At 65.8% G+C, this 26,171-nt stretch carries 22 protein-coding genes; 11 read left to right on the forward strand and 11 right to left on the reverse strand.

Annotated elements, in window-relative coordinates; translation table 11 throughout:
* Position 1: 1 nt before the first annotated feature.
* From cutA to F813_RS0108060, 3 genes are read left to right on the forward strand one after another with little or no spacing between them, the layout of a single operon-like run.
* Positions 2 to 349: a divalent-cation tolerance protein CutA gene (cutA, locus tag F813_RS0108050; RefSeq protein WP_017926160.1), complete on the forward strand. Its 348-nt coding sequence runs from the start codon at positions 2 to 4 to the stop codon at positions 347 to 349.
* Complete coding sequence (gene dsbD, locus F813_RS0108055; RefSeq protein ID WP_017926161.1) at positions 337 to 2,709, forward strand: protein-disulfide reductase DsbD; 2,373 nt, start codon at positions 337 to 339, stop codon at positions 2,707 to 2,709. Before cutA ends, dsbD begins: the two co-directional genes overlap by 13 nt.
* Positions 2,706 to 3,272, forward strand: a complete 567-nt coding sequence (locus F813_RS0108060) for a peroxiredoxin (protein WP_026148206.1) — start codon at positions 2,706 to 2,708, stop codon at positions 3,270 to 3,272. The genes dsbD and F813_RS0108060 overlap by 4 nt, the downstream gene beginning before the upstream one ends.
* A gap of 4 nt (positions 3,273 to 3,276) precedes the next feature.
* Here F813_RS0108060 and F813_RS0108065 read toward each other — a convergent pair whose 3' ends face one another.
* The gene (locus F813_RS0108065) at positions 3,277 to 4,137 is read right to left on the reverse strand and encodes a PfkB family carbohydrate kinase (RefSeq protein WP_017926163.1); all 861 of its coding nucleotides are present in this window, start codon (positions 4,135 to 4,137) and stop codon (positions 3,277 to 3,279) included.
* 117 nt (positions 4,138 to 4,254) lie between these two features.
* Between F813_RS0108065 and F813_RS0108070 the strand changes: the two genes are divergently transcribed.
* The gene (locus tag F813_RS0108070) at positions 4,255 to 4,665 is read left to right on the forward strand and encodes a nuclear transport factor 2 family protein (RefSeq protein WP_017926164.1); all 411 of its coding nucleotides are present in this window, start codon (positions 4,255 to 4,257) and stop codon (positions 4,663 to 4,665) included.
* Positions 4,665 to 5,102, forward strand: coding sequence for a nuclear transport factor 2 family protein (locus F813_RS0108075; protein WP_012981695.1), 438 nt, complete (start codon positions 4,665 to 4,667; stop codon positions 5,100 to 5,102). Before F813_RS0108070 ends, F813_RS0108075 begins: the two co-directional genes overlap by 1 nt.
* Positions 5,103 to 5,129: 27 nt before the next feature.
* Here the strand turns inward: F813_RS0108075 and F813_RS0108080 are convergent, their stop codons facing one another.
* From F813_RS0108080 to F813_RS0108105, 6 genes are all read right to left on the reverse strand, one after another.
* Positions 5,130 to 5,672, reverse strand: coding sequence for a shikimate kinase (locus F813_RS0108080; RefSeq protein WP_012981694.1), 543 nt, complete (start codon positions 5,670 to 5,672; stop codon positions 5,130 to 5,132).
* 103 nt (positions 5,673 to 5,775) lie between these two features.
* A complete protein-coding gene (pilQ, locus tag F813_RS0108085) occupies positions 5,776 to 7,920 on the reverse strand; it encodes a type IV pilus secretin PilQ (RefSeq protein ID WP_196793823.1) in 2,145 nt (714 codons plus the stop codon).
* Between the two features lie 31 nt (positions 7,921 to 7,951).
* Entirely contained in the window at positions 7,952 to 8,494 is a 543-nt protein-coding gene (locus F813_RS0108090) for a pilus assembly protein PilP (RefSeq protein ID WP_012981692.1), read from the reverse strand.
* Entirely contained in the window at positions 8,494 to 9,075 is a 582-nt protein-coding gene (locus F813_RS0108095; protein ID WP_017926167.1) for a type 4a pilus biogenesis protein PilO, read from the reverse strand. The genes F813_RS0108090 and F813_RS0108095 overlap by 1 nt, the downstream gene beginning before the upstream one ends.
* Positions 9,075 to 9,638 (reverse strand): PilN domain-containing protein, encoded by a 564-nt coding sequence (locus F813_RS0108100; RefSeq protein ID WP_017926168.1) that lies wholly within the window; start codon positions 9,636 to 9,638, stop codon positions 9,075 to 9,077. The genes F813_RS0108095 and F813_RS0108100 overlap by 1 nt, the downstream gene beginning before the upstream one ends.
* Positions 9,635 to 10,702, reverse strand: a complete 1,068-nt coding sequence (locus tag F813_RS0108105; RefSeq protein ID WP_017926169.1) for a pilus assembly protein PilM — start codon at positions 10,700 to 10,702, stop codon at positions 9,635 to 9,637. Before F813_RS0108105 ends, F813_RS0108100 begins: the two co-directional genes overlap by 4 nt.
* Positions 10,703 to 10,845: 143 nt before the next feature.
* On the opposite strand from F813_RS0108105, the gene F813_RS0108110 reads away from it, so the two are divergent.
* Together F813_RS0108110 and F813_RS0108115 are read left to right on the forward strand one after the other, a co-directional pair.
* Positions 10,846 to 13,218 (forward strand): penicillin-binding protein 1A, encoded by a 2,373-nt coding sequence (locus F813_RS0108110; protein ID WP_017926170.1) that lies wholly within the window; start codon positions 10,846 to 10,848, stop codon positions 13,216 to 13,218.
* On the forward strand, positions 13,218 to 13,850 hold the full coding sequence (locus tag F813_RS0108115) for a hypothetical protein (protein ID WP_017926171.1): 633 nt from the start codon (positions 13,218 to 13,220) through the stop codon (positions 13,848 to 13,850). Before F813_RS0108110 ends, F813_RS0108115 begins: the two co-directional genes overlap by 1 nt.
* Before the next feature lie 15 nt (positions 13,851 to 13,865).
* On the opposite strand, the gene hemE is transcribed toward F813_RS0108115, so the two are convergent.
* The 4 genes from hemE to rpsU form a co-directional block, all read right to left on the reverse strand.
* Positions 13,866 to 14,924, reverse strand: a complete 1,059-nt coding sequence (hemE, locus tag F813_RS0108120; protein ID WP_017926172.1) for a uroporphyrinogen decarboxylase — start codon at positions 14,922 to 14,924, stop codon at positions 13,866 to 13,868.
* Between the two features lie 8 nt (positions 14,925 to 14,932).
* On the reverse strand, positions 14,933 to 16,336 hold the full coding sequence (locus F813_RS0108125; RefSeq protein ID WP_017926173.1) for an FAD-dependent oxidoreductase: 1,404 nt from the start codon (positions 16,334 to 16,336) through the stop codon (positions 14,933 to 14,935).
* A 98-nt stretch (positions 16,337 to 16,434) separates the two neighbouring features.
* On the reverse strand, positions 16,435 to 16,884 hold the full coding sequence (locus F813_RS0108130) for a GatB/YqeY domain-containing protein (protein WP_012981684.1): 450 nt from the start codon (positions 16,882 to 16,884) through the stop codon (positions 16,435 to 16,437).
* Positions 16,885 to 16,924: 40 nt separating this feature from the next.
* Positions 16,925 to 17,140 carry a 30S ribosomal protein S21 gene (gene rpsU, locus F813_RS0108135; RefSeq protein ID WP_012981683.1) on the reverse strand — a complete coding sequence of 72 codons (216 nt, stop codon included), beginning with the start codon at positions 17,138 to 17,140 and terminating at the stop codon, positions 16,925 to 16,927.
* Between the two features lie 176 nt (positions 17,141 to 17,316).
* Between rpsU and aroB the strand changes: the two genes are divergently transcribed.
* The 4 genes from aroB to gltB all read left to right on the forward strand — a co-directional run bounded on the left by aroB (position 17,317) and on the right by gltB (position 26,084).
* On the forward strand, positions 17,317 to 18,441 hold the full coding sequence (gene aroB, locus F813_RS0108140) for a 3-dehydroquinate synthase (protein ID WP_012981682.1): 1,125 nt from the start codon (positions 17,317 to 17,319) through the stop codon (positions 18,439 to 18,441).
* Entirely contained in the window at positions 18,431 to 19,621 is a 1,191-nt protein-coding gene (locus tag F813_RS0108145) for a deoxyguanosinetriphosphate triphosphohydrolase (protein WP_017926175.1), read from the forward strand. Before aroB ends, F813_RS0108145 begins: the two co-directional genes overlap by 11 nt.
* 11 nt (positions 19,622 to 19,632) lie before the next feature.
* Positions 19,633 to 21,459 (forward strand): SPOR domain-containing protein, encoded by a 1,827-nt coding sequence (locus F813_RS0108150; protein ID WP_017926176.1) that lies wholly within the window; start codon positions 19,633 to 19,635, stop codon positions 21,457 to 21,459.
* Between the two features lie 161 nt (positions 21,460 to 21,620).
* Complete coding sequence (gene gltB / locus F813_RS0108155; RefSeq protein ID WP_017926177.1) at positions 21,621 to 26,084, forward strand: glutamate synthase large subunit; 4,464 nt, start codon at positions 21,621 to 21,623, stop codon at positions 26,082 to 26,084.
* Positions 26,085 to 26,171 lie beyond the last annotated feature (87 nt).

A 26,171-nucleotide genomic window follows, 5' to 3' on the forward strand; every position in this document is an offset into this window, starting at 1 on the left:
GATGATGCCGGACAAGGAACCCGACAACACGAACGTGCGCGCCTGGCTGGTACTCACCACACTGGACGACCCCGCCGAGGCGGAGAATCTGGCCGGCGAGCTGGTCCAGCGCGGGCTTGCGGCCTGCGTGCACATCCTCCCGGCCGGACGCTCAATTTATGTGTGGAAAGGGAATATCGAAACCGATTCCGAAGTCACACTGCTGATCAAAACCTCCGTCGATGCCCGCGACGACCTGCAGGCCCACCTGACGGAACATCACCCGTATGAAACCCCGGAGATTATTGCCGTGCCGATCACGCACGGGTCCCCGGATTACCTGAACTGGATAACGCAATGCACCTCCTGAACCTGCGCAACTGGCTGGCGACCCTCCTGGTCGCATTACTGCTGACCCCGGGGCTGGCACATGCCATCTTCGATGATGATCTGCTGGACCCGGATGACGCCTTCAGCCTGAGCGCCGAGGCCATTGACGCGGACACCATTCGCCTGACCTGGGAGATCGCGGACGGCTACTACATGTACCGCGAGCAGTTTGAGTTCGAACCCGAGAGCGAAGGGTTGGAGCTCGGCGAACCGAACATCCCCGACGGCGAGAAGAAGACCGACGAGTTCTTCGGCGAGGTCGAAACCTATCGCAACGAGATCAGCATTGAGCTGCCGATCGTTGCTGCCGAGAGCACCGAGATCGAACTGACTGCGCGCTCGCAGGGCTGCGCGGACATTGGCGTGTGCTACCCGCCGCATTTCCAGACCGTGTCGCTGGAACTGCCGGGCCTGCCGGGCGGAAACGGCGAAGAGGCCGCGGAGGAGGAGACCACCGAAGATGCGGCGGCCGACGAGCCGCGCGGTGCCCTGGACGAAATGGGCGACCTCTCCGGCGACCTCGGTGCGGCCGGTGACCTGCTGGAGCCGGAAGAGGCCTTCGCTGCATCGCTGGAGGCGATCAGCCAGAACGCCGTCATTCTGCGCTTCGAGATTGAGGACGAGTACTACCTCTACCGCGACCAGCTCGACGTACGTATCGCGGAGGGCGATGGCATCGAGCTGGGGCCGGTGAATCCGCCCGAGGGCGAGCGCCACGACGACGAGTTCTTCGGCGAGACGGAGATCTATCGCGACCAGGTGGAGATCCTGGTCCCGGTGCTGCGCGACGAGGATGACGTCTCCGAGATCACCCTCGCCATCGACTACCAGGGCTGCTGGGACGGAGGGGTGTGTTACCCGCCGCTGACCCAGGAGGTCTCGGTCGCTTTCGATTCCGACCTGGCGGCCGAGGCCGACGAAGACGCCCTGCCAGACACGGGCGACGAGGCCCTGGACGAGACCGAGGCCACACCGGCGGATGACGACGCTGCCCCGGAAGACGACGACGCCGCCCCGGTCACCCAGCAGGACCGTATCGCGGCGCAACTGGCCGATGGGCAGATCTGGCTGGTGGCCCTGGCCTTCTTCGGCTTCGGCTTGCTACTGACCTTTACCCCCTGCGTGTTCCCGATGATTCCGATCCTGTCGAACATCATCATCGGGCAGAAGAACCTGACCACGCGCAAGGCGTTCCTGATCTCGCTGGTGTTCGTGCTGGCCATGGCACTGACCTACACCATTGCCGGGGTGTTCGCGGGCCTGGCGGGTGCCAACCTGCAGGCGGCGTTCCAGAACCCCTGGATCATCGGCACCTTCGTCGCCATCTTCATCGCGCTGGCGATGTCGATGTTCGGATTCTACGAGCTGCAGATGCCGGCAGGCATTCAGAGCAAGCTGTCGCAAATCAGCAATCGCCAGGAAGGCGGCACCTACATGGGGGCCGGCATTATGGGCTTCCTCTCGGCGCTAATTGTCGGCCCCTGTGTCACCGCGCCGCTGATCGGGGCACTGCTCTACATCAGCCAGACCGGTGACGCGGTGCTGGGCGGCATTGCGCTGTTCTCCCTGAGCATGGGCATGGGTGCCCCGCTACTGGTGATCGGCACCTCGTCCGGACGCCTGTTGCCGAAGGCGGGCCCGTGGATGGATGCGATCAAGGCGGTGTTTGGTGTCGGCCTGCTGGCGATGGGCATCTGGCTGCTCGAACGGGTGATCCCGGGCGAGGTCGCGATGTTCCTGTGGGCCACCCTGCTGATCGTGACCGCGATCTACATGGGTGCGCTGCGCTCGCTACCGGAAGGCACCTCGGGCTGGTACAGCCTGTGGAAGGGCCTGGGTGTGGTGATCCTGATCTACGGCATCCTGCTGATGATTGGTGCGGCGACGGGTGGCAAGGACGTATTCCGGCCACTGGCCAGCCTGAACCAGCCCGTGGCCTCCACCACGGGCGAGCAGGGTCCGACGGAAATGGAGTTCACCAAGATCAACAGCCTCGAGGATCTGGAACGCGAGGTCGAGCGCGCCCGCGAGAACGGGCAGCCGGTGTTCGTGGACTTCTATGCCGACTGGTGCGTGGACTGCGTTCGTCTGGATCGCACCACCTTCCAGGACCAGCGTGTCATCAACGCCATGGCGGATGTTCATCTGCTCAAGGCGGACGTGACCGAGAACACCTCGGAGCACCGCGACCTGATGCGCCACTTCAGTCTGTTCGGTCCGCCCGCGATGATCTTCTACGACCGCGACGGCAACGAACTGCGCAACTACCGCAGTGTCGGTTATCTGAATGCCGATCGTTTCCTGTCGCATGTGGAAAGCGCCATCGGAGTGACGCCATGAAACACCGTACACGGGCTTTCGGCTGGGTCGGGCTCGTCGCCGCCAGTGCCCTTTTGCTGGTCGGTTGCGAGGAACCCACACCTGAAATGGATGCGGCCGAGGCCAACGGCAACGAGGCAGCGCAAGCCGCGGCGGACGAGGCGCAGGGCGACCGTCGCATCGATTTCACCCTGCCGGATCTGGATGGCAACGAACGCCAGCTGAGCGAGTGGGATGGCGACTTGGTCGTGTTGAATTTCTGGGCCACCTGGTGCCCACCGTGCAAGAAGGAGATGCCGCTGTTCCAGGAGACCTGGGAAGACCACCAGGAGGACGGTTTCACCATCGTCGCGGTGGCGGTGGACGAACTCACGGCGACTCAGCACTTCGTCGACGACTTCGGGATCGAGTTCCCGATCCTGATCGGTCAGGACGAGGCCATGGAAGTCGGTCGCGAATACGGCAACCGCATCGGTGCACTGCCCTATACGGTGTTGATCGACCGCGACGGCATCATCCGCGATACCCATCGCGGCGAGGTGGAGCCCGAGGACCTGGAGGCTTGGCTGGACGAGTATCTGTAAACGATCAGGGCGCCAGCCTTTCAAAGCCCGTCTGCTGGAGCTTGCGTTCCGCCAGTCGCACAGCCGCCACCAGGGCCTGCTCGGGCGGTTCACCGGAAACCAGGGCATTGATCAATCCGGCATTGAAGGTATCGCCGGCCCCAACACTGTCTACTACCTGCAGGCCCGGAGTCGGTGCGCAGTGAACCCGCTGCCCACCCTGCGCCAGCCAGGCGCCCTCGGCGCCGGCCGTCACGGTGACAATGCGATCAGGGTAGCGGCGTGCCAGCTCGACGGCGGCCTCCTCCGGGCGCGACGCGATCCCTGCCGCCCAGTCCTGTGACAGCATGAGCACATCGGCCCATTCCAGACAGCTCTCCAGCCCAGGACGCGGCTTCTCCAATTCCAGCGAGATGGGCTGATCGGTCACGGCATGACGGACCCTGGGCAACACCTCCAACAGGGTCTCCGGATGCCGCCCCTCGAAATGCAGCCAGTCGTACTCTTCCCAGGCCACCGCGCCCAAGTCTGCGGCACTCAGTTCGGGCAAATCGCGGTGGTGCACGATCGTCCGACTCCCTGTGCTGCGCGAACGCAGGATATGGGAGGTCGGCGTAGCGCCCAGATGCCGCACACAGGCCCCGACCTCCACCCCCTCGCGAGTGAGGCGCTCCAGCAGCATTTCCCCGGACGCGTCTTCCGCCATCACGGCCGCAAGGGCTGCACGGTGACCAAACTGAGCGAGGATGCGAGCCGTGTTCGCGGCGTTCCCGCCAGGCTGGGAGGAACTGGCCAGAGCGCGAACCTCGGCGTCCTCGGCCGGATAGTGTTCGACATCCAGGGTGTGATCCAGGGTGACGATGCCCGTTGTCAGGATACGTGCCATCAGCACTCTCGTTGTGGAACAGTCGCCGTATTGTGAGCGCCACAATGGCTGGCGTCATCCGCGACATCCGGGCGGCGCCCTGCGACAATGTGCGCTCACTTCCGGACGACGAGCGGCATGACGACTTTTCCCTCTCCGGCAACCGCAGAAGCAGCGTTCTACGAGGCCTTCCAGGCGGGTGACGCCGACACCATGCGCGAAATCTGGCTGGACAGCCCCCGATGTGTCTGCATTCACCCTGGCGGCGAGCGCCTGGTCGGCACCGACGTCATCCTCGAGAGCTGGGATGACATCCTGCCGAACATGCGTGGCGTCGTGATCCATCGCACCGAGCTCAATGTCATCCCGGGGCAGAACCTGGTGATCCACACCCTGCGCGAAAACCTCTACGTCAGCGGCGAACGCCGCGGCGTAATGCTGGCCACGAATGGTTACTGCCTTGAGGGCGAGAACTGGCGGATGTGCCTGCACCATGCCAGCCCCGACCCGGACCCGCCGCCGGCCTGGGATACGGGACGGGTGCACTGATGGGCGGGGCAAGCGACGAATGCCTGACGGCCTACTACGAGGCCTTCCGTGCCGCCGACATCGAGCGGATGATGCGGTTATGGGCAGAACGTCCGGATATCGTCTGCGTGCACCCGGGCAGCCCTCGGGCCCATCGCGGGGTTTCCGAAGTAATGGAAAGCTGGCTGCTGGTATTCGCACGCGAGCTGAACATCGGGATCGAGCCGCGCATCGTCGGGCGCCAGGAAACGACCGAAAGCCTGAGTGTCGTGATTGAGGAGGCGATTACCCGTCCCGGTGATGTCGCGGCCACCGGGACCATCCTGATCAGCCAGACCTGGCGCCGCAGTGGCAATGGCTGGCGGCTCCAGTTTCACCACGCCTCGCACGGACGCCGTGCCCCGCCCTCGCAGCAGGGGATGTTTGTACCGGATGGGGGTGGCTCCACCCGGCACTGACGTACAAGCGGCCCTGGCGCGAGAAATTCAGCCCTCTGAGCGGGGCTGACACAGATCCGGGCGCTGGACCTTCAGGGCATCACAGACCCCGCGAACGGCATCGCGTACGCGTCGTCCCCGCCCCTCCAGCGTCATACTCGCAATCTCCCGATAAAGCGGATCACGGCGCTCGAACAGCTCCTGAAGCTTGGCCCTTGGGTCTGCCACCTCGTTCAGCAGGGGGCGTTTGCGATTGCGGCGCGTGCGCCGGAACTGTTCATCCACCGGGACGCGCAGGTAGATCACGAAATGCTCGCGCAAGCGCTCGCGGTTCTCCGGGCGCTCGACGATCCCGCCACCCGTCGCGATCACGATACCGTCGCGTTCCAGCAACGATTCCAGCATCGCCGATTCGCGCTTGCGAAAGCCTGCCTCGCCCTCGAACTCGAAGATCGTGGGGATATCCACGCCCGTACGCCGCTGGATCTCCTGATCCGTGTCGAAAAACGGACGGCGCAACAGCCCCGCCAACCCGCGCCCGATCGTACTCTTGCCGGCCCCCATGGGCCCCACCAGGACAATATTCTGCATGGCGGCAAGGCTACTGGCCTCGCCGAACAAAGAAAAGCCGGGGACAAGCCCCGGCTATTCTGGCCACCCCGACGGATGCTAGCACCCGCCGAATGGATTGCCCCTAGTCGAGCACGCGCGGCGTCACAAAGATCAGCAGCTCGGCCTTGGTGTTCTCGGTGGAGCGATTGCGGAAGAGATTGCCAAGGAACGGGATATCCCCGAAGAACGGGACCTTCTCCAGAGACTCGCTGCTCGTGATTTCGTACACACCACCTAGTACAACCGTTTCGCCATCACCCACAAAGACCTGGGTCTGAACCTCGCGCTTGTTAATTCCGGGAACTCCGAGCACTTCTCGATTGCTCGGCTCATCTTTGTTCACCAAAATATCCAGGATCACATTTCCATTGGGCGTTATTTGTGGCGTCACTTCAGTAGAAAGAACAGCCTCGATGAACTGAGTCGAGGTCGCACCGGAGGCAGTGGCCTCCTGGAACGGGATCTCTTCACCCTGCTTGATGGATGCGGTCTGACCATTGGCCGTAATCACACGCGGGCTGGAAATAATTTCACCGCGACCCTCGACCTGCAGGGCCGACAGTTCCAAGTCGAGCAGGACGCCACTGCGCAGGATACTGATTCCAGCACGCCCAGCCCCCTCAGCCGCGGGTAGCGAGCTATTCAGGCGATCTCCCAGCCCCACCCCACTGACCATCTCGGTTGCTCCGGACCCACCAGGATCCCGAGTGCCACGCGCCTCACTTGCACCTTCCAATGACCCACCCGCACCAACTTGAGTGCGACGCCGCTCACCTCGGGACCCACTGATGCCGAAACGGGCCCCCAATTCGCGGTTGAAGTTGTCCTCCGCGATCACAATACGGGTCTCGATCAGCACCTGCTGCACGGGCACGTCGAGCGTCTGCACCAGACGGCGCACGTCCTCAATGCGGCTCTGCGTGTCCTGTACCAGCAGGGTGTTCGTGCGGCTGTCGACGGTGATGCTGCCGCGCTCGGACAGGAACTGGCCGGTCTCGTCACCACGAATGAGCGAGGCAATCTGTTCGGCCTGAGCAAAGTTGATCTGGACGAATTCGGTGCGCAGCGGCTCCAGCTCCTGGCGGTCACGCGCGGCCTCCATCTCCAGGCGCTCGCGGGCCGCAATCTCTTCGCTCGGGGCCACGTAGAGCACGTTTCCGTCCATGCGCTTGTCCAGACCACGCGAGCGCAGGATGATGTCCAGCGCCTGATCCCAGGGCACGTTGTTCAAGCGCAAGGTGATGTTGCCACCGACAGTATCGCTGACCACGATGTTGAGATCGGTAAAGTCGGCCAGCAGCTGCAGGACCGAGCGCACCTCGATGTCCTGGAAGTTCAGCGACAGGCGCTCGCCCTCGAACTGTTCTTCCTCACGCCGCCGGGCCTCGCGTTCGGCCTCGGTAATGGGCGCCACCTCAAGCACAAAGCGCCGGTCGCTCTGATAGGACAGGACCTCGTATTCGCCGTGTGCGTCCGCTTCCATGCGCACACGCTCGCGCTCGGCCACAGTATCGATGGTGCGAACGGGTGTGGCGAAATCGAGCACGTCCAGTCGGCGCTCCAGGGATTCGTCCACACGAGCGCGCGGGAACGTCAGCTCGACCTTGCCGGCCTGCTCGCGCACATTGACCTCGGCCCCCGAGCGCGACAGGTCGATCTCGACCCGGCCTTCGCCCTCGGAACCGCGACGAAAATCGATGCCGGTAATCTCGACCGGGCGCGCACTGCGCGTCGCCCGTTCGGAGGGCTCGCCGGCACGATCGACCACCTGCTGTACATCGCTGTCGGCCTCGGAGACCCCGCGGCCGAGGGTCAGAATCAGGTTGTTGCCTTCGACCCGGGTCTGATACTCGGAGGGCTGGGTCAGGTTCAGCACCACGCGCGTACGATCACCGGACTCGACCGCTGTAGCGGTCAGCAGGGGCCCCACGTTGAGGTCCGTCTCGCGGCTGCGCAGCGCATTGCCGGCATCCGGGAGATCCAGTGCGATCCGCGGCGGGGAGTCGATGGCAAAGGCCCGAACATCTTCGGGCGGAGTGCCGGAAAAGCGCAGATTCACCTGCACCCGGTCACCGCTAATGCTGGCCGCCCGAATCTCTTCCAGTTCGGTCGCCGCCACCCCCTGCGAAACCATGAACAGCAAAGCCGCCATCACGGTGCCCGCCAGCGCGCGCATGGAAGAACCCATGTGTAATCCCCTGTAGTTGTTGCCGGTCTTGCGGCCCATTCGCTTCATCATTGTTCTGCTCCCCCAACCGCTAGTCGGCCAGCGCCACGGAGTTTTCGCGTTCCACGTACCCGCCGAAAGCATCCGGAACCACCTCGACCAGCTTCACCCGAGTGGCAGTGATCTCGACGATACGACCGTGGTTTTCGCCCATGTAATTGCCAACCGTCACGCGCTGAATACCCCGATCGGGGGTACGCACCAGGGCATAACGCACCTCGTCCTGCTCCAGCGATCCCACCATGCGCAAGGAATCCAGAGGGAAGCTCTCGAGGAATTCGCGCGGGCGATCCGGGTCGACCTCGGCATCGCCGGGCTCGCCCTGGGCCACGGCCAGCTCGGGTTGCGCAATCACGGAGGAGTCGAACGGGGAGCGGGTGTGACCCGGATACAGGTAGGGCTCGTGCGGCTCCAGCGTCGGGATCGGGTCTATACCGCTGCCCGGGCGCTCATTGATCTCCGCGATGTAACGCTCCAGATCGCTCTTGTCCGGTGCGCAACCCGACAATCCGAACGTAGCCAGCAGGCCAAGCGCAAAGGCCGCTCCCAGGGATCGCTGTGCAGGGTTCCGCATCAGTGGTCCTCCAGGTAGCGGTAGGTACGGGCGGTGGCGTCCATCAGAAGGTCGTCATCGGAATTGCCCCGACGAATGTGCATGTCGTGCATGGTCACGACACGCGGCAGCGCCGAGGTGCCGCTGACGAACTCCGCCAGTTCCTCGTAGTCGCCACGTACCCGCAGACGGATCGGCACCTCGGCGTAGAAATCCCGCCGGTTCTCGCCACGCGGTTCGAAGAGCTCGATCTCGAGCCCGGCCTGCAAGCCGGTCTGCGAGATATCCACCAGCAAGCTGGGAATCTCGGCGCTGCTCGGCAAAAGCTCCAGCAACGAGGCGAACATGCGTTCCATCTCTTCGAGCTGTTCCTCGTAGGCCTCGAGATTCGCGGCGCGCTGCTGCTTGTCCTCGAACTCGGCTCGCAACTGCTGCTCGCGATTCTCGGCGCGTTCCAGGTCGGTGCGCTGATCGCCGATGAAGAAGTAATAGGACAGACCCAGGATGACCAGCACGATCACGACCAGGATCAGTACCTTTACGGCCCAGGACGCCTCGCCAATGTTATTGAAGTCGATCTCGTTGAGTTCCTTGATATTCATCAGGAATCCTCCTCGACATCCGCGGGCCGCGTCTGATTGGCGTCGAGGCGGAAGTCACGCACCTGCAGGCTGCCGTCTTCACGCGTCTCGATAATCTGCAGGTTGGAATCGGCCAGCCAGGGCGAGCCATCGATGCGGCGCATCAGCGTCGAGATCCGGGTGTTGGATTCGGCGCGCCCCGTCAGGCGAATACGCTCGCCTTCCTGTCGAACCTCGTTGAGGTAGGTGCCGTCCGGCAGCGTCTCGACCAGCTGATCGAACAGGTGCACGGCCTCCGGGCGACGCGCCTGCAGGGTCTGGATCACCTCCATGCGCGCGATCAGGGCCTGACGCTGCTCGTCCAGATCGCGGATGCGGGCAATCTTGCGGTCCAGCTCGCGGATCTCGCTCTCCAGCATCTGGTTACGCGACTGCTGGTGATCGATCAGGGCATTCATGTAGGTGTGCGCACCGAACGCCAGCAGCACTCCGACCACGACCGCGCCACCTACCGCGCCGAAGAACTGTTTGCGCCGCTGTTCACGGGCCTTCTCGCGCCACGGGAGGAGATTGATGTAGATCATGACGCGTACCCCCGCATAGCCAGGCCGCAGGCCGTAAGCAGCGCGGGGGCATCATTGGCGAAGCGCTGCTGGTTCACTCGGCGCGACAGCGCCATGCCCCGGAATGGGTTGGCGACCGATACCGGGGTCCCGGAGCTCTCCTCGAGCATCTCGTCAACACCCGCGATCGCGGCACAGCCGCCACCCAGCAGGATGTGGTCGATCGAATCCTGCGGACGGGTCACGTAGAAGTACTGCAGCAGACGCTGGATCTGATCCATCATCGTCTGCTTGAACGGTTCGAGGATATTGCTGACGTAGTCGGCCGGAAGGTCGCCACTCATCTTGGCGGAGCCCGCCTCCTGATAGTTCATGCTGTAGCGGCGCATGATCTCCTCGGTCAGCATGCGTCCGCCAAAATTCTGCTCGCGGGTATAGATCACGCCCTCGGTCTGGCTGACGACATAGACCGCTGTCACCGAGGAGCCGACGTCGACGATCGCAACGATGGGCTTGTTCTCGCGATCGGGGATCTGCTCGACCAGGCGCTCGGAGGCGTGCTCGATCGCGTAGGCCTCGACGTCCACCAGTTCGGGGGTAAGCTTGGCGGATTCGGCGATCGCCACGCGCGAGTCGACGTTCTCGCGCCGCGAGGCGACGACCAGGACGTCGACCAACTGGGGATTCTTTTCGTTCTTGCCGAGGACCTGGAAGTCGAGATTGACCTCTTCCAGGGTGTAGGGGATGTACTGATCGGCCTCGACGAAGACCTGGCCCTCGAGCTCGGTGTCGCTGAGCGTGGCCGACATCTGGATGGTCTTGGTGATCACCGCCGAGGACGGCACGGCCATCGCACAGTGCTTGAGCTTGGTGCCGGAGCGCTTCACCGCGCGGGCGAGCGCGTTCCCCACCGCCTCGGTGTCCTGGCAGACCTTGTCCACCATCACACCATCCGGCAACGGCTCCACCGCAAAGGCCTCGACCCGGTAGCCCTTACCTTGCCGAGCCAGCTCCAGCACCTTCACGGCGGCGGAGCTGACATCCACGCCCAGCAGTCCCTGCTTGCTCTTTCCGAGACTCAGCACACATCCCCCTGTATACCCCAATGAAAGTAACTGGTAGCGTTACAATCAAGTATGCTAGCTCGTTCACAATATACACTCCGAAATCCGGGTTGCAAGTTGCTTTGAAAGCTGATTCTTAACTTGGCCCCACTTTTTCTACAGTCATGAAGCCGATTCTCAAGATTTTTGCGGCGTTGCTGGCGCTGATCCTGGCGGCCGGAATCGGCGTATCCGCAGCCATTGCGGCCCTGTACGTGCACTACGCCCCGACCCTCCCCGAAGCGGAGGCGGTGCGCGACGTGCGCCTGCAAACCCCGCTGCAGGTCCGCACCGCGGACGGCCTGCTAATGGGCGAGTTCGCAGAAGAACGCCGCATCCCCCTGCCGATCGAGGACATCCCCGAGCGCGTCCGCCAGGCCTTCATCGCGGCCGAGGACGAGCGCTTCTACGATCATCCCGGGGTCGACATCGTTGGCCTGGCCAGAGCGGCGATCAACGAGATCTCCACTCGCGGCGAACGCAGCCAGGGGGGTTCCACGATCACCATGCAGCTGGCGCGCAACGTGTTCCTGACGCGTGACCGCACCTACGAGCGCAAGCTGCGCGAGATCTTCCTGGCCATTCGCATGGAACAGGAGATGACCAAGGACGAGATCCTCGAGCTGTATCTGAACAAGATCTACCTGGGCCAGCGCGCCTACGGGATCGAGGCCGCCGCCCGGGTCTATTACGGACGCTCCATCGACGAACTGGAGCTGGACGAGATCGCGGTGCTCGCAGCCCTGCCGAAGGCCCCCTCCACGACCAACCCCGTCGCCAGCGCCCAGCGCGCCGAGATCCGCCGCAATTACGTGCTGCGACGTATGCTGGACACCGGCGCGATCAGCGACTCGGAGTACGAAGAGGCGGTGGCGCGCCCGGTTTCGTCCGAGCGACACGTGGCCGCGACCGAGGTCGACGCCCACTGGGTGGCGGAGGCGGCCCGCCAGATCGTCTTCAATCTCTGGGGCGAGGACGCCTATCGGCGCGGCCTGCAGGTGCATACCTCCATCGACTCCCGCTACCAGGAAGCCGCCAACCAGGCCCTTCGCGAAGGTCTCCTCGAATACGACGAACGCCACGGTTACCGCGGGCCCGAGGGTCGACTTGGCGACGAGGTGATGGCCGACGCCGAGGCCCGCGAACGTGCGCTGAAGGCACAGGGCGTACATGGGCGCCTGTTGTTCCCAGCGGTCGTCATGGAACGCGAAGGTGACGGCACGCTGCAGGTCGACGGCGGCCAGATCGGCGAGCTCACCATCGAACCCCGCGACCAGGAATGGGCACGCACCCCCGAGTTCGAACGGGGCGACGTGATCCGCGTCAGGCCCTATACCGACGGGCGCTGGCGCCTGGCGCAAAAACCCGAGGTGACCGGCGCGGTGATCGCCCAGTCGCCGGCCGACGGCGCCATCGTTTCGCTGGCCGGTGGATTCGACTTCTTCGAGAATCGCTATGACCGCAGCACGCAGGCGCAGCGGCAGCCCGGCTCGGCGTTCAAGCCGCTGGTGTACGCGCTGGCGCTGCAGGATGGCTACCGACCGGACGGCATACTGGTCGACGCCCCGATGGTCTTCGACGACCCGGCACTGGGGGCGGAGTGGCGCCCGCAGAACTACTCGCGCCAGTTCCAGGGCGAGATGAGCATGCGCGACGCCCTGGCCCAGTCGCGCAACCTGGCATCGATCCGCCTGCTCAACAGCCTGGGGCCGCAGCGCGTACACGAACAGCTGCCGCGCTTCGGCCTGGATCCGGACAAGCACCCAAGCAACTTGTCGATGGTACTCGGCACCGGTGCGGTCACACCCCTGCAACTGAACAATGCCTACGGGGTATTCGCCTCCGGTGGCAAGCTCCACAGCCCGTGGATCATCACGCGCATCGAAACCGACGACGGCGAAGTCCTCTACAAGGCCCCGACCGAACGCGCCTGCCCCGCCCCCTGCGAGAACCCGCCCGGCCAGGACCTGCACCTGAATGCCAGCGGTGGTCCGCTGCAGTACACCGACCCGGCACAGGTGCTGGAGCCGGGTGTGGCCTGGCAGATGAGCAACATGCTGGGGCATGTGATCACCGCCGGAACCGGGCGTCAGGCGCAGCAACTGGGACGTTCGGATCTCGCCGGCAAGACCGGCACCACCAACAGCTATCGCGACGCCTGGTTCTCGGGTTTCAACGCCGACATCGTGGCCACCGCCTGGGTCGGGTTCGACGACAACCGCGAACTGGGCCGCCGCGAGAGCGGCGGGCGTACAGCGCTCCCGCTCTGGATACGGTTCATGGACTCGGTGCTGACCGACGCACCGGAGCGGCCGGTGGAGCGGCCAGATGACCTTCAGCGTGTGGCGATCCTGCCCGACGGCCGCCGCGCGCCCAGCGAAGAGACTCCGGGTGCGAATATCCAGTGGCTGATCCCGCAGCAGGTTCCGGAACGTGGCCAGGCCCCCGTCCGGCCCAGCGGCGAGAATGGCCAGGGCCCCGCCGAGTCGGTGTTCTGATGAACCCATCCCGTATCCGTCAGGAACTGGCCCAGGAAGCCGCACGGATCCTCCTCGACGACGGCATCCGCGACTTCGCGCTGGCCAAACGCAAGGCCGCCGAGCACCTGGGTGTCGAACCGCGCCACGAAATGCCGCGCAATATCGAGATCCAGGAGGCCGCGATCGAGCGCAGCCGCCTGTTCGCAACGGACGACACCCGCCAGGCCTACCGCGAACGCCTCGAGGCCGCCCGGATCGTCATGGAGCGACTGGCGGATCTGGAGCCGCGCCTGGTCGGCCCGTTGCTGGACGGCATCGTCGAGCGCCAGCCGCTGGTCAATCTGCATGCATTTGCCGAGACGGTGGAGGAGGTCATCCTCGACCTGGGTGAGCGCGGAATCCGCTGCCAGACGGGCGAACGCCGCTATCGCAGTCGCCAGGGGCGCGAGCAGCGGGTACCGTTTCTGAGCTTTCGCGGACCGCACGACACGGACATCGAACTGACCGTGTTTCCGCTGGATGGGCTGCGCCAGGCCCCGCCGTCGCCGGTGGACGGCAAGCCCATGGCCCGCGCCGGGCGCGCGGAGGTGAACGAGTTGCTGGCGTCCGCGAACGCCGATGCCGGACCCGAGGCCGCGGACGCGTCCTGACGAGGAAATGCCGACTTAGTCGCGGCGGTAGGAGGTAACCGTCTCGACCAGGGTCGCCACCCGTTCCGGGTCGATGCCCGGGTGGATCCCGTGCCCCAGGTTGAAGACATGCCCGGTATCACGGTCGAACCCGTCCAGCACCCGCAGGGCCTCCTCCCGCACCACCGCATCGGGCGCGTACAGCACCGACGGATCCAGGTTGCCCTGCAGCGCCACGCGGTCACCCACACGACGGCTGGCCTCGGCAATCTCGATCGTCCAGTCCAGCCCCAGGGCATCGGCACCGGTCTCGGCCTGCGCCTCGAGCCAGGCATCGCCACCCTTGGTGAACAGCGTGACCGGTACACGCCGACCGTCGTGGTCCCGGATCAGGCCATCGACAATGCGCTGCATGTAGGCCAGCGAGAACTCGCGATAGCCGCGCGGCGTCAGCGACCCACCCCAGGTATCGAAGACCATCACGGCCTGCGCCCCCGCGCGGATCTGGGCGTTCAGGTATTCGGTGACCGCGCTGGCGACCTTCTGCAGCAACGCGTGCATCGCCTGCGGCTCGCCGTACATCAGCCGCTTGGTCTCGGCGAAATCGCGCGAACCCTGACCCTCGACCATATAGGTGGCGAGCGTCCACGGGCTGCCGGCAAAACCGATCAGCGGCACTTCGCCATTCAGCTCGCGGCGAATCAGGCGCACCGCGTCCATCACATAGCGCAGCTCCTGCTCCGGATCCGGTATCGGCAGGTTTTCGATCGCCTCGAGCGAACGGATCGGGTCGCGAAAGCGTGGGCCCTCGCCGGTCTCGAAATAAAGCCCCAGCCCCATGGCATCCGGGATAGTGAGGATGTCCGAGAACAGGATCGCCGCATCCAGCGGGAAGCGGCGCAGCGGCTGCATCGTGACTTCGCAGGCCAGCTCCGGGTTCTGGCAAAGGCTCATGAAGCTGCCGGCCTGGGCGCGGGTCTCGCGGTATTCCGGCAGATAGCGACCGGCCTGGCGCATGATCCAGATCGGCGGGCGGTCCACGGGCTCGCGCAGCAACGCACGCAGCAGTCGGTCATTCTTCAGGGTCTGGGACATCGAAAAGCTCAAACGCCGAGATATTCAAGAATGCCTTCGGCAGCCTCGCGGCCCTCGAAGACGGCGGTCACAACCAGGTCCGAGCCCCGCACCATGTCGCCGCCGGCAAAGACCTTCGGGTTGCCGGTCTGGAAGGCGTGCTCGCCAACGGCCTGCACGCGCCCGCCCTCGTCCACGCCGATCTTGTACTCGGCGAACCAGTCCGCCGGGGACGGCCGGAACCCGAAGGCGATCAGCACGCGGTCAGCCGGGATCACATGCTCGGAGCCCGGCACCGGCTCCGGACGGCGGCGGCCGCGCTCATCCGGAGCGCCCATCTGGGTACGCACCACTTTCACGCCCTCGACCTTGCCGTCACCGACGATCTCGACGGGCTGCACGTTGAACTCGAACTGCACGCCCTCTTCGCGGGCATGCACCACTTCCTTGCGCGAACCCGGCATGTTCTCTTCGTCGCGACGATAGGCGCAGGTCACCGAGGCTGCGCCCTGACGGATCGAGGTGCGGTTGCAGTCCATCGCAGTGTCGCCACCGCCGAGGACCACCACACGCTGGCCGGCGACGTCGATGAAGCCGTCTTCATCGTGCTCCCAGCCCATCACCTGGCGGATATTGGAGATCAGGAACGGCAGCGCCGGGTACACGCCCGGCAGATCCTCGCCGGGGAAGCCGCCCTGCATCGCGGTATACGTGCCCATACCGAGGAACACGGCGTCGTATTCTTCCAGCAGGGCATCCATCTGGATATCGCGGCCGATCTCGGTGTTCAGGCGAAACTCCACACCCATGCCCTCGAGGATCTCGCGGCGAGTGCGGATCACCTGCTTTTCCAGCTTGAACGGCGGAATACCGAAGGTCAGGAGACCGCCGATCTCCGGGTAGCGGTCATAGACCACGGCCTGCACGCCGTTGCGCGCCAGGATATCGGCGCAGCCAAGGCCGGCCGGCCCGGCGCCGATCACGGCCACGCGCTTGTCGGTCGGGGTGACGTCAGAGAGGTCCGGGCGCCAGCCGGCCTTCAGGGCCTCGTCGGTAATGTACTTCTCCACCGAGCCGATGGTGACCGCGCCAAAACCGTCGTTCAGCGTGCAGGCACCCTCGCACAAGCGGTCCTGCGGGCAGACACGGCCGCAGACCTCGGGCAGGGAGTTGGTCTTGTGCGAGAGCTCGGCGGCGGCGAACAGGTTGCCTTCTTCCACCAGCTTCAGCCAGTTCGGGATGAAGTTATGAACCGGGCACTTCCATTCGCAATACGGGTTGCCACAGGCCAGGCAGCGGCCCGCCTGCTGCCCCGCGGTCGCCGGGTCGAACTGACCAATGATCTCGCCGAACTCGTGGATACGAATCTCGGCGGGGGTCTTCTGAGGGTCCTGGCGCGGCAGGTCCAGGAACTGCATCGGATTGGAAGCCATGGATCACTCGCTCCGACGGGAACCGGCGGCATGACGCCACGGGGTTCAACCGTTCATGCGTTCAGGAATGGTTCGTTTCGCTCAAACGAGCGTAACGGTCAAGAATGCCCCAGTGCGGACCGGACCTTCTGGCTCACCACACCCATGTCGGCACGACCGAAGACCCGGGGCTTGAGCACGCCCATCACCTTGCCCATATCACTGGGACCGGCCGCGCCAGTCTCGGCGATCGCCTCGCCGATCATCTGCTCGAGCTCGGCATCGCCCAGCGGCTCGGGCATGTAGGCCTCGATCACGGTGATCTCGGCGGCCTCGCGCTCGGCCAGGTCCTCGCGGCCACCCTTGCGGTACTGGTCGATGGAGTCGCGACGCTGCTTGAGCATCCGGTTCAGGATGGCCAGCACCGCGTCGTCGTCGGCTTCGCGCCGCTCGTCGACCTCGAACTGCGAGACCTCGGCCTGGATCAAGCGCAACGCCGCGAGGCGTTCCTTCTCCCGGGCCCGCATGGCCTGCTTGACGTCATCCTGCAACCGGGCCTTGAGCGACATAAGGGTCCTCGATCCGGGCCAAAGGCCCGAAAGGCGATTCTTAGTACAGACGCACCCGACGGGTCATGTCGCGGGAATTCTTCTTCAGCTGGCGCTTCACCGCTGCGGCGGCCTTGCGCTTGCGCTCGGTGGTCGGCTTTTCGTAATACTCGCGGCGGCGGACTTCCGCGACCACGCCGGCCTTCTCACAGGTGCGCTTGAAACGGCGCAGGGCAACCTCGAAGGGCTCATTCTCGCGAACTCGTACGTGCGGCATACAATCTCCGGATGCGAATGCTGATTCGTCTACCAAAACAAAAACGCCACCCGAAACACTCCGGGCAGCCATGCAGAACTCCCTATGGTAATCCAACCGCCGCCATTTGCAAAAGTCCGTGAAACGATGCCCATCCTGACCGCGCACACGCTTACGCCCAAAGCGGTACGCACGCTATGATGCCCCTGATGAACGCACCCGGCACGCAAAACCTGAACGTCGAGCTGGGCGAGCGCAGCTACCCCATCCGGATCGGACCGGGCCAGCTCGCCGCTGCCGACACCCTGCGCCCGGCGCTGGAGGGCCGCCGCGTGGCAGTGGTGACGAACACCACCGTGGGCCCGCTGTACGGCGAGGCCCTGCGCGAAACGCTCGAACAGTGCGGGATCGCGGGCGAGCTCCTCTGGATCGAGCTACCCGACGGCGAGGCGCACAAGACCCTGGCCACGGTGGAATCGATCATCACCCGCCTGCTGGAGGCCCGGCTCGACCGGGGCAGCCGCATCGTCGCACTGGGCGGGGGCGTGGTGGGCGATATCGCCGGCTTCGCCGCCGCGATCTACCAGCGCGGGATCGACTTTGTGCAGATCCCGACCACCCTGCTGGCCCAGGTCGACTCCTCGGTGGGCGGCAAGACCGGGGTCAACCACCCGCTGGGCAAGAACATGATCGGCGCCTTCCACCAGCCGCGCGCGGTGCTGATCGACACCGACACCCTGAAGACGCTGCCCGAGCGCGAGCTGCAGGCCGGGCTCGCCGAGGTCATCAAATACGGGCTGATCCGCGATGCCGATTTCTTCGCCTGGCTGGAGGCGCATATCGACGAACTGCGGGCGCTGGAACCAAAGACCCTGGCCTATGCCATCCACCGCTCCTGCGCCTGCAAGGCGGAGATCGTCGCCGCCGACGAACGTGAAGGCGGCATCCGTGCCCTGCTGAACCTGGGTCATACCTTCGGCCATGCCATCGAGGCCGGGATGGGGTATGGCCAGTGGCTGCATGGCGAGGCCGTGGGCACGGGCATGGCGATGGCGGCGCGCATGTCGGAACGCATGGGCTGGCTGAGCCGAGCGGAACGCGAGCGCGCCGAGGCCCTGATCCAGCGCGCGGGCCTGGCCCTGGAACCCCCGGACACCATGACCGCCGAGCGCTTCCGCGAACTGATGGCGATCGACAAGAAAGTATCCAGCGGCCGCCTGCGCCTGGTGCTGCTGCGGGCGATCGGCCAGGCCGAACTCACCGACCAGTTCGACGTGTCGGCGCTGGACGCAACCCTGCACGAGGGCGCCCGTGTCGCCTGAGGCCCTGGCCACCACACCCCGGGTCGACAAGGCCTCCGGGCTCGCGCCGTACGCCGCCGACCCCTCGGCCTCGCGCGGGCGCACCTACCCGGAGGCACCACCACGCCACCGCAGCGATTTCCAGCGCGACCGCGACCGCATCGTGCATTCCAGCGCGTTTCGCCGCCTGGAGTACAAGACCCAGGTCTTCATCAGTCACGAGGGCGACCTGTTCCGCAACCGCCTGACCCACTCGCTGGAGGTCGCGCAGATCGGGCGCTCGATCGCACGCGCACTGCACCTGAACGAGGACCTGGTCGAGGCCATCGCCCTGGCGCACGACCTCGGCCACACCCCGTTTGGCCATGCCGGCCAGCACGCGCTGAACGACTGCATGAAGGGGTATGGAGGCTTCGAGCACAACCTGCAGTCGCTGCGCATCGTCGACCTGCTGGAGCGCCACTACGCGGAGTTTGACGGCCTCAACCTGACCTTCGAGACGCGCGAGGGCATCCTCAAGCACTGCTCGCCACAACGGGCGCGCGATCTGGGCGCGATCGGCGTGCGCTTTCTCGAAAAGCAGCAGCCATCACTGGAAGCACAGCTGGCCAACGTGGCCGACGAGATCGCCTACAACAATCACGATGTCGACGATGGCCTGCGTTCCGGGCTGCTCGACATGGACCAGTTGACCGAGGTCCGTCTGTTCCGCAAATGTCTGGAGGCAGTTCGTGCACGCTACCCGGACCTCGAGCCGCGACGGGTTCAGCACGAGACCGTTCGCCGCATGATCGACGCCCTGGTCTCCGACCTGATCGAAAGCAGCCAGGCCGCGATCGATCACGAGCAGCCCGAGACCCCGGACGACGTCCGCCGGGCCGGCCAGCCACTGATCCGCTTCAGCCCGGACATGGCGGAACAGGCACACGAACTGAAGGTCTTCCTGCGCGAGAACCTGTACCACCACCATCAGGTCCACGCGGTGATGCACAAGGCCCGCCAGCTGATCCAGGAGCTGTTCGCCGCATTCGACTCCGAGCCGCGGCTGATGCCCGAGCACTTCCAGCGGCATGCCGAGCAGATCGCCGAGGCCGACCCGCATGCCCCGCAGCGCGCGATTGCCGACTACATCGCGGGCATGACCGACCGCCACGCCATCCGTGAACACCACCGCCTGTTCGATCTGGGCACGCTGACCTGAGACTGAGACCCATGGCGCTCTCCGACCAATGCCTGAAACAGCTCGGCCTGCATACGGCGCCGTTCGACGAGACGCCGGACGAACACTTCATCTACAGCGACCCGTTGCTGGACGGGCTGCTGGAGTCGGCGCGCGCCGCTCTCGATGCCCCGGGTGCCATCGTGATCATGACCGGCGAAAACGGCTCCGGGCGCAGCCTGCAGTTGATGCGCCTGCTGGCCATGCTGCCCGAGCCCTTCGAGCTGATCGCCTTTCGCGCGCGCATCAACACGCAGTTCGAATCGGTGGACAACACCATTCGCAACTACCTGCGCTCGCACAATGCCGATGACCCGGATCGCCCCCTGACCGAACTGCTGGCCGAGCGGGTGGCCGTCGGCCGCGATCCGGTGATCGCGATGGACGACGCCCACCTCGTCGGCACCGACATCGTGAACAACCTGATGCGCATGCGCAGCGAGGTGCTCGAGTCCCAGGGCCGCGCGCCGCGCGTGGTACTCGTGGGCTCCGGCGGCCTGCTCCGCCGCCGCCTGTACCTGCCCGATCCCTCCGACGAGGACCAAGTCACACGCGTCAACCTGCGCGCCTTCAACCTCGAGCAAACGGCGGCCTATCTGCGCCACCGCCTGCAGGCGGCGGGCCTCGACGACCCGGAGCGCCTGCTCGACCAGGAAACGATCCACCATCTGCAGACCACCAGCCAGGGCCTGCCCGGCAACCTGAACCGCGAGGCCAACCAGGTCCTGGAGCGCCACTGCCGCAGCGAACGCCATGCCGCCAGTGCAGCCGGCACTACAACGCCCGGCATCGCGCTGGGTGACGAGGCCGAGCGCGAAGAGGAGCTGTTGCCCACGACACCCGAGGCCGCCGGCGTCACCATTGACTCCGATGCCGGCCTCGACCGCGAAACCGACGCCGAACCCGTGCTTCGCGCCCAGCGCGAAGAGGACGAATTCACTCCGGCCGCCGAGGCTCTCGCGCAAACGGATACCGCTGACGAACCGGAGTGGCCGCCGGAGCCCGACCACGAACTCGACGAACCCCCAGAGGAAAAGCGCACAGCGCCCTTCTGGAATCAGCGCTGGTTCGTGCCGGCGGTGGCCGCCACGGTCGCGATCGGGATCGCCGCCCCCGTCGCCCTACAGCTGATGGACGGTGGCGATACCGAGGCGGAACAGGAGGTCGTCGAACTCCCGTTGCCCGAAACCCGGCCCCCGGCATCCCCCGACCAGGACGACCTGGTCGCGCCCGACCCGCTGGAGCATACCGACGACACGTTGACCAGCCCGGACATCGAACCCCTGCCCGGCCAGGAACGCCCGAGCGGCGATCCGATTGCCGGCATTGAAGCCGAACCGGCCGCGGAACCCGAGCCACAGCCCGAGCCACAGCCCGAGCCAGAACCCGCTCCGGAGCCTGAACCCGAGCCCGAACCAGCACCGGAGCCGGAGCCGGAGCCAGAACCGGAACCGGAACCGGAACCGGAACCGGAACCGGAGACGACGACCGAGGCCCTGGCCGACGAGGATGGCGACAGTGAGCGCCTGCGCGGCGACCTGGAGTGGCTCGGCAGCCAGTCCTCCGATGCGTTCACCATCCAGTTGATCGCGGCACCGGACATGTCCACTGCTCGCGGCTATGCGGATCGCCACAACCTTGGCGGCATCCGCTACATCCCCACGCGGGTGAACAATCGCGACTTTGTGGTCGTGCTGGCTGGATCGTTTGCCAGTCGCGAGACCGCCGAAGGCGCGGCGTCAGACCTGCCCGAGGCGGTACGCAACGAAGGCCCCTGGATCCGCTCCATCGGCTCCGTGCAAGGCGTGGCACGCGAGTAGACTCGCCACGTCGGCACCCGCCAACCCGCACCTCCCCGTGCCTACTTGACCAGCCCCGGTTTGCCGGGAGAATGACGGTTCGGCTATATTCCTGCGCCTTTTTTCGTGTTCTTTTCCAGCCTGACGGCCCGCCCTTCGCGCGCCGTGACCGGAGTTCACCGATGCGACAGAACCAACTGAACGGCACCCTCTACCGCCCCGAATTCGAGCGTGACAACTGCGGCTTCGGCCTCATTGCGCACATGGACGGCGTGGCCAGCCACTGGGTGGTGGACACCGCGATCAAGGCCCTGGAACGCATGACCCACCGCGGCGCGATCGCCGCCGACGGCAAGACCGGCGACGGCTGCGGGCTGCTAATGAAGACCCCCGAGGCCTTCCTGCGCACCCTGGCCTCGGAGTCGAACATCGAGCTGGCCGAGCGCTTCGCCGCCGGCATCGTGTTCATCAACCCGGACAAGGTCGCCGAGACCCGGGCCACCGTGGAGAGCGCGATCGAGCGCGGCCCGCTGACACTGGCCGGCTGGCGCGAGGTCCCGGTCAACCCGGAAGACGCGTGCGGGGCCGAGGCCCTGAAGAGCCAGCCGCACATCCTGCAGGTGTTCATCAACGCCCCGGCCGACATGGACGGCGATGACTTCGAGCGCGCACTGTTCGTGGTGCGCCGCCGCGCCGAGATCGCGATGGGCGACGACCCGGTGTTCTACGTACCGAGCCTGTCCGCGCGCGTGGTCTCCTACAAGGGCCTGGTGATGCCAGAGAACCTGCCGGTGTTCTACCGTGACCTGCAGCGCCCGGAGCTGGAGACCGCGATCTGCGTGTTCCACCAGCGCTTCTCCACCAACACCTTCCCGCAGTGGGGCCTGGCGCAGCCGTTCCGTTTCCTCGCCCACAACGGCGAGATCAACACCGTGCAGGGCAACCGCAACTGGGCGGTCGCGCGCCAGCACAAGTTCGCCACCGAGAAGCTGCCGGAGCTGGCCGAGCTGGAGCCACTGGTGAACCTGGAAGGCTCCGACTCGCAGAGCCTGGACAACATGCTGGAGGTCCTGCTGGCCGGCGGCATGGACCTGTTCCGCGCGATGCGCCTGCTGGTCCCGCCGGCGTGGCAGAACGTCGCGCACATGGACTCCGACCTGCGCGCCTTCTACGAATACAACTCCATGCACATGGAGCCCTGGGACGGCCCGGCCGGGATCGTGCTGACCGACGGCCGCTACGCCGCCTGCACCCTGGACCGCAACGGCCTGCGCCCGGCGCGCTACGTGATCACCAAGGACCGCCACATCACCCTGGCCTCCGAGATCGGCGTGTACGACTACGCCCCGGAGGACGTAGTCGCCAAGGGCCGCCTGAAGCCCGGGCAGATGCTGGCCGTGGACACCGAGTCCGGCGAGCTGCTGCAGCCCGAGGACATCGACCGCATCAACCGCACCCGCCAGCCCTACCGCCAGTGGCTGCGCGCCCACGTGAAGCACCTGAAGAGCCAGCTGGACGATAACCAGCTGTTCTCGGGCGAGCCGATGCCGCCCGAGCGCCTGGAGACCTACGAGAAACTGTTCGACGTGACCTCCGAGGAGCGCGACCAGATCCTGCGCGTGCTGGCCGAAGCCGGCCAGGAAGCGGTCGGCTCCATGGGTGACGACACCCCGTTTGCGGTGCTCTCCCGTCACACCCGCTCGCTGTACGATTACTTCCGCCAGCAGTTCGCCCAGGTCACCAACCCGGCGATCGACCCGCTGCGCGAGAGCATTGTGATGTCGCTGGAGACCTGCTTCGGCCGCGAGCAGAACCTGTTCGAGGAGACCCCGGACCACGCCCACCGCCTGGTATCCGACTCCCCGGTGCTGTCCGAGGCCAAGTTCCGCGAGCTGTGCAACCAGACCGAGGATGCTTTCCGCGTCGAGCGCATGGACCTGAACTACGACGTCCATGCCAGCTCCCTGGAAGACGCCGTGAAAGCCCTGACCGCAAACGCGGTCGAGGCCGTACGCGGCGGTGCCGTGGTGCTGGTGCTGTCGGACCGCAGCATCGACCCGGAACGCCGTCCGATCCCGGCCGCGCTGGCCGTGGGCGCGGTGCATCACGCGCTGATCCGCGCCAAGCTGCGCACCGACGCCAACATCGTCGCCGAGACCGCCACCGTGCGCGACCCGCACCACTTCGCGGTGCTGCTCGGCTACGGCGCCACCGCGATCTACCCCTACCTGGCCTACTCCGCGCTGCACGGCATGTGCGAGTCCGGCGAGATCCCGAACGCGGACCCGCTGACCCTGGCGCAGAACTACCGCCGCGGTATCAACAAGGGCCTGTTCAAGATCCTGTCGAAGATGGGGATTTCTACCATCGCCAGCTACCGCGGCGCCCAGCTGTTCGAGATCGTCGGCCTGGCCGACGAGGTCGTGGACACCTGCTTCACCGGCACCACCAGCCGCATCAAGGGCACCCGCTTCGCCGACATCGAGGCGGACCTGGAGACGCTGTCGAAGCGCGCCTGGAACCCGCGCAAGAGCGCCGGCCAGGGCGGCCTGCTGAAGTACGTCCACGGTGGCGAGTACCACGCCTACAACCCGGACGTGATCCAGACCCTGCATCGCGCCGTGCAGTCCGGCGACTACGGCGTGTACCAGGAATACGCGGACCTGGTGAACGAGCGCCCGGTGACCGTGCTGCGCGACCTGCTGAAGGTCCGCGACGACATCGAGCCGATCGATCTGGACGAGGTCGAGCCCGAGGCCGAGATCCTGCCGCGCTTCGACTCCGCCGGCATGAGCCTGGGCGCGTTGTCGCCGGAGGCCCACGAGGCCCTGGCCACCGGGATGAACCGCCTCGGCGGGCGCTCCAACTCCGGCGAGGGCGGCGAGGCCGTCTCCCGCTACGGCACCGAGCGCATGTCCAAGATCAAGCAGGTGGCCTCCGGCCGCTTCGGCGTGACTCCGCACTACCTGGTCAACGCCGAGGTCCTGCAGATCAAGGTCGCCCAGGGGGCGAAACCGGGCGAAGGTGGCCAGCTGCCGGGGCACAAGGTCAACAAGATGATCGCCGAGCTGCGCTACTCGAATCCGGGCGTGGCCCTGATCTCGCCACCGCCGCACCACGACATCTACTCCATCGAGGACCTGGCGCAGCTGATCTTCGACCTCAAGCAGGTCAACCCGGATGCGCTGGTCTCGGTGAAGCTGGTCTCCGAGGCCGGGGTCGGCACCATCGCCGCCGGCGTGGCCAAGGCCTACGCCGACCTGATCACCATCTCCGGCTACGACGGCGGCACCGGCGCCAGTCCTCTGACCTCGGTGAAGTACGCCGGCACCCCGTGGGAGCTGGGCCTGACCGAGACCCACGCGACCCTGCGCGGCAATGACCTGCGCGACAAGGTGCGGCTGCAGACCGACGGCGGCCTGAAGACCGGCCTGGATGTCATCAAGGCCGCGATCCTAGGCGCCGAGAGCTTCGGCTTCGGCACCGGCCCGATGGTCGCGCTGGGCTGCAAGTACCTGCGGATCTGTCACCTGAACAACTGCGCAACGGGTGTGGCCACGCAGGACAAGGTGCTGCGCATGAACCACTTCATCGGCCTGCCCGAGATGGTCATGCACTACTTCCAGTTCGTCGCCCGCGAGACCCGCGAGTGGATGGCGAAGCTGGGCGTGCGCAGCCTGACGGACCTGATCGGCCGTACCGATCTGCTGGAGATCCTGCCGGGCGAGACGCCGAAGCAGCAGCACCTGGACCTGAACGGCCTGCTGGCCAGCGGCGATCTCGACGACAAGCCGCGCTTCTGCAAGGAGCCGAAGAACGAGCCGTTCGACAAGGGCGAGCTGGCCGAGAAGATGGTCGCGACGATGCTCGAGGCGATCGAAAACAAGGCCGGTGGCGAGTACCACTTCGACGTCGCCAACACCGACCGCTCGATCGGCGCGCGCCTGTCCGGCGAAATCGCCAAGCGCCACGGCAACCAGGGCATGTCCGACGCCCCGATCACCGTGCGCATGAAGGGCACGGCCGGGCAGAGCTTCGGCGTCTGGAACGCCGGCGGCCTGCACCTGTACCTGGAAGGCGATGCCAACGACTACGTCGGCAAGGGCATGACCGGCGGCAAGCTGGTGATCCGTCCGCCGGAGGGCTCGAGCTTCGCCAGCCAGGACACCACCATCATGGGCAACACCTGCCTGTATGGCGCGACCGGCGGCAAGCTGTTCGCCGCCGGCCAGTGCGGCGAGCGCTTCGGCGTGCGCAACTCCGGCGCGATCGCCGTGGTGGAAGGCATCGGCGACCACGGCTGCGAGTACATGACCGGTGGCGTGATGGTGGTGCTGGGCAATACCGGCATCAACTTCGGCGCGGGCATGACCGGCGGCTTCGCGTTCGTGCTGGACCGGGAGAACGACTTCCCGGACCGCATCAACAACGAGCTGATCGACCTGCACCGCCTCGACACCGAGGACATGGAGGCGCACCGCAACTACCTGGAGGAACTCATCACCGAGTTCGTGCACGAGACCGACAGCGCCTGGGGTCGCGAAATCCTCGAGCAGTTCGACCACTACCAGGGCTCGTTCTGGCTGGTGAAGCCCAAGGCCTCCGAACTCCGGGGCCTGCTGGCCAACCTGCGCCAGGCCGCCTGACCCGCCCTTCGGCGGAACCTTGAAACGGGCCCCTCACGGGGCCCGTTTTATTTGCAGCCCCGAAAAACCCGTCATCGCGAGGAGCGA

Origin of the sequence: Thioalkalivibrio sp. HL-Eb18 (genome assembly GCF_000364985.1) — a bacterium.
GTDB lineage: Bacteria > Pseudomonadota > Gammaproteobacteria > Ectothiorhodospirales > Ectothiorhodospiraceae > Thioalkalivibrio.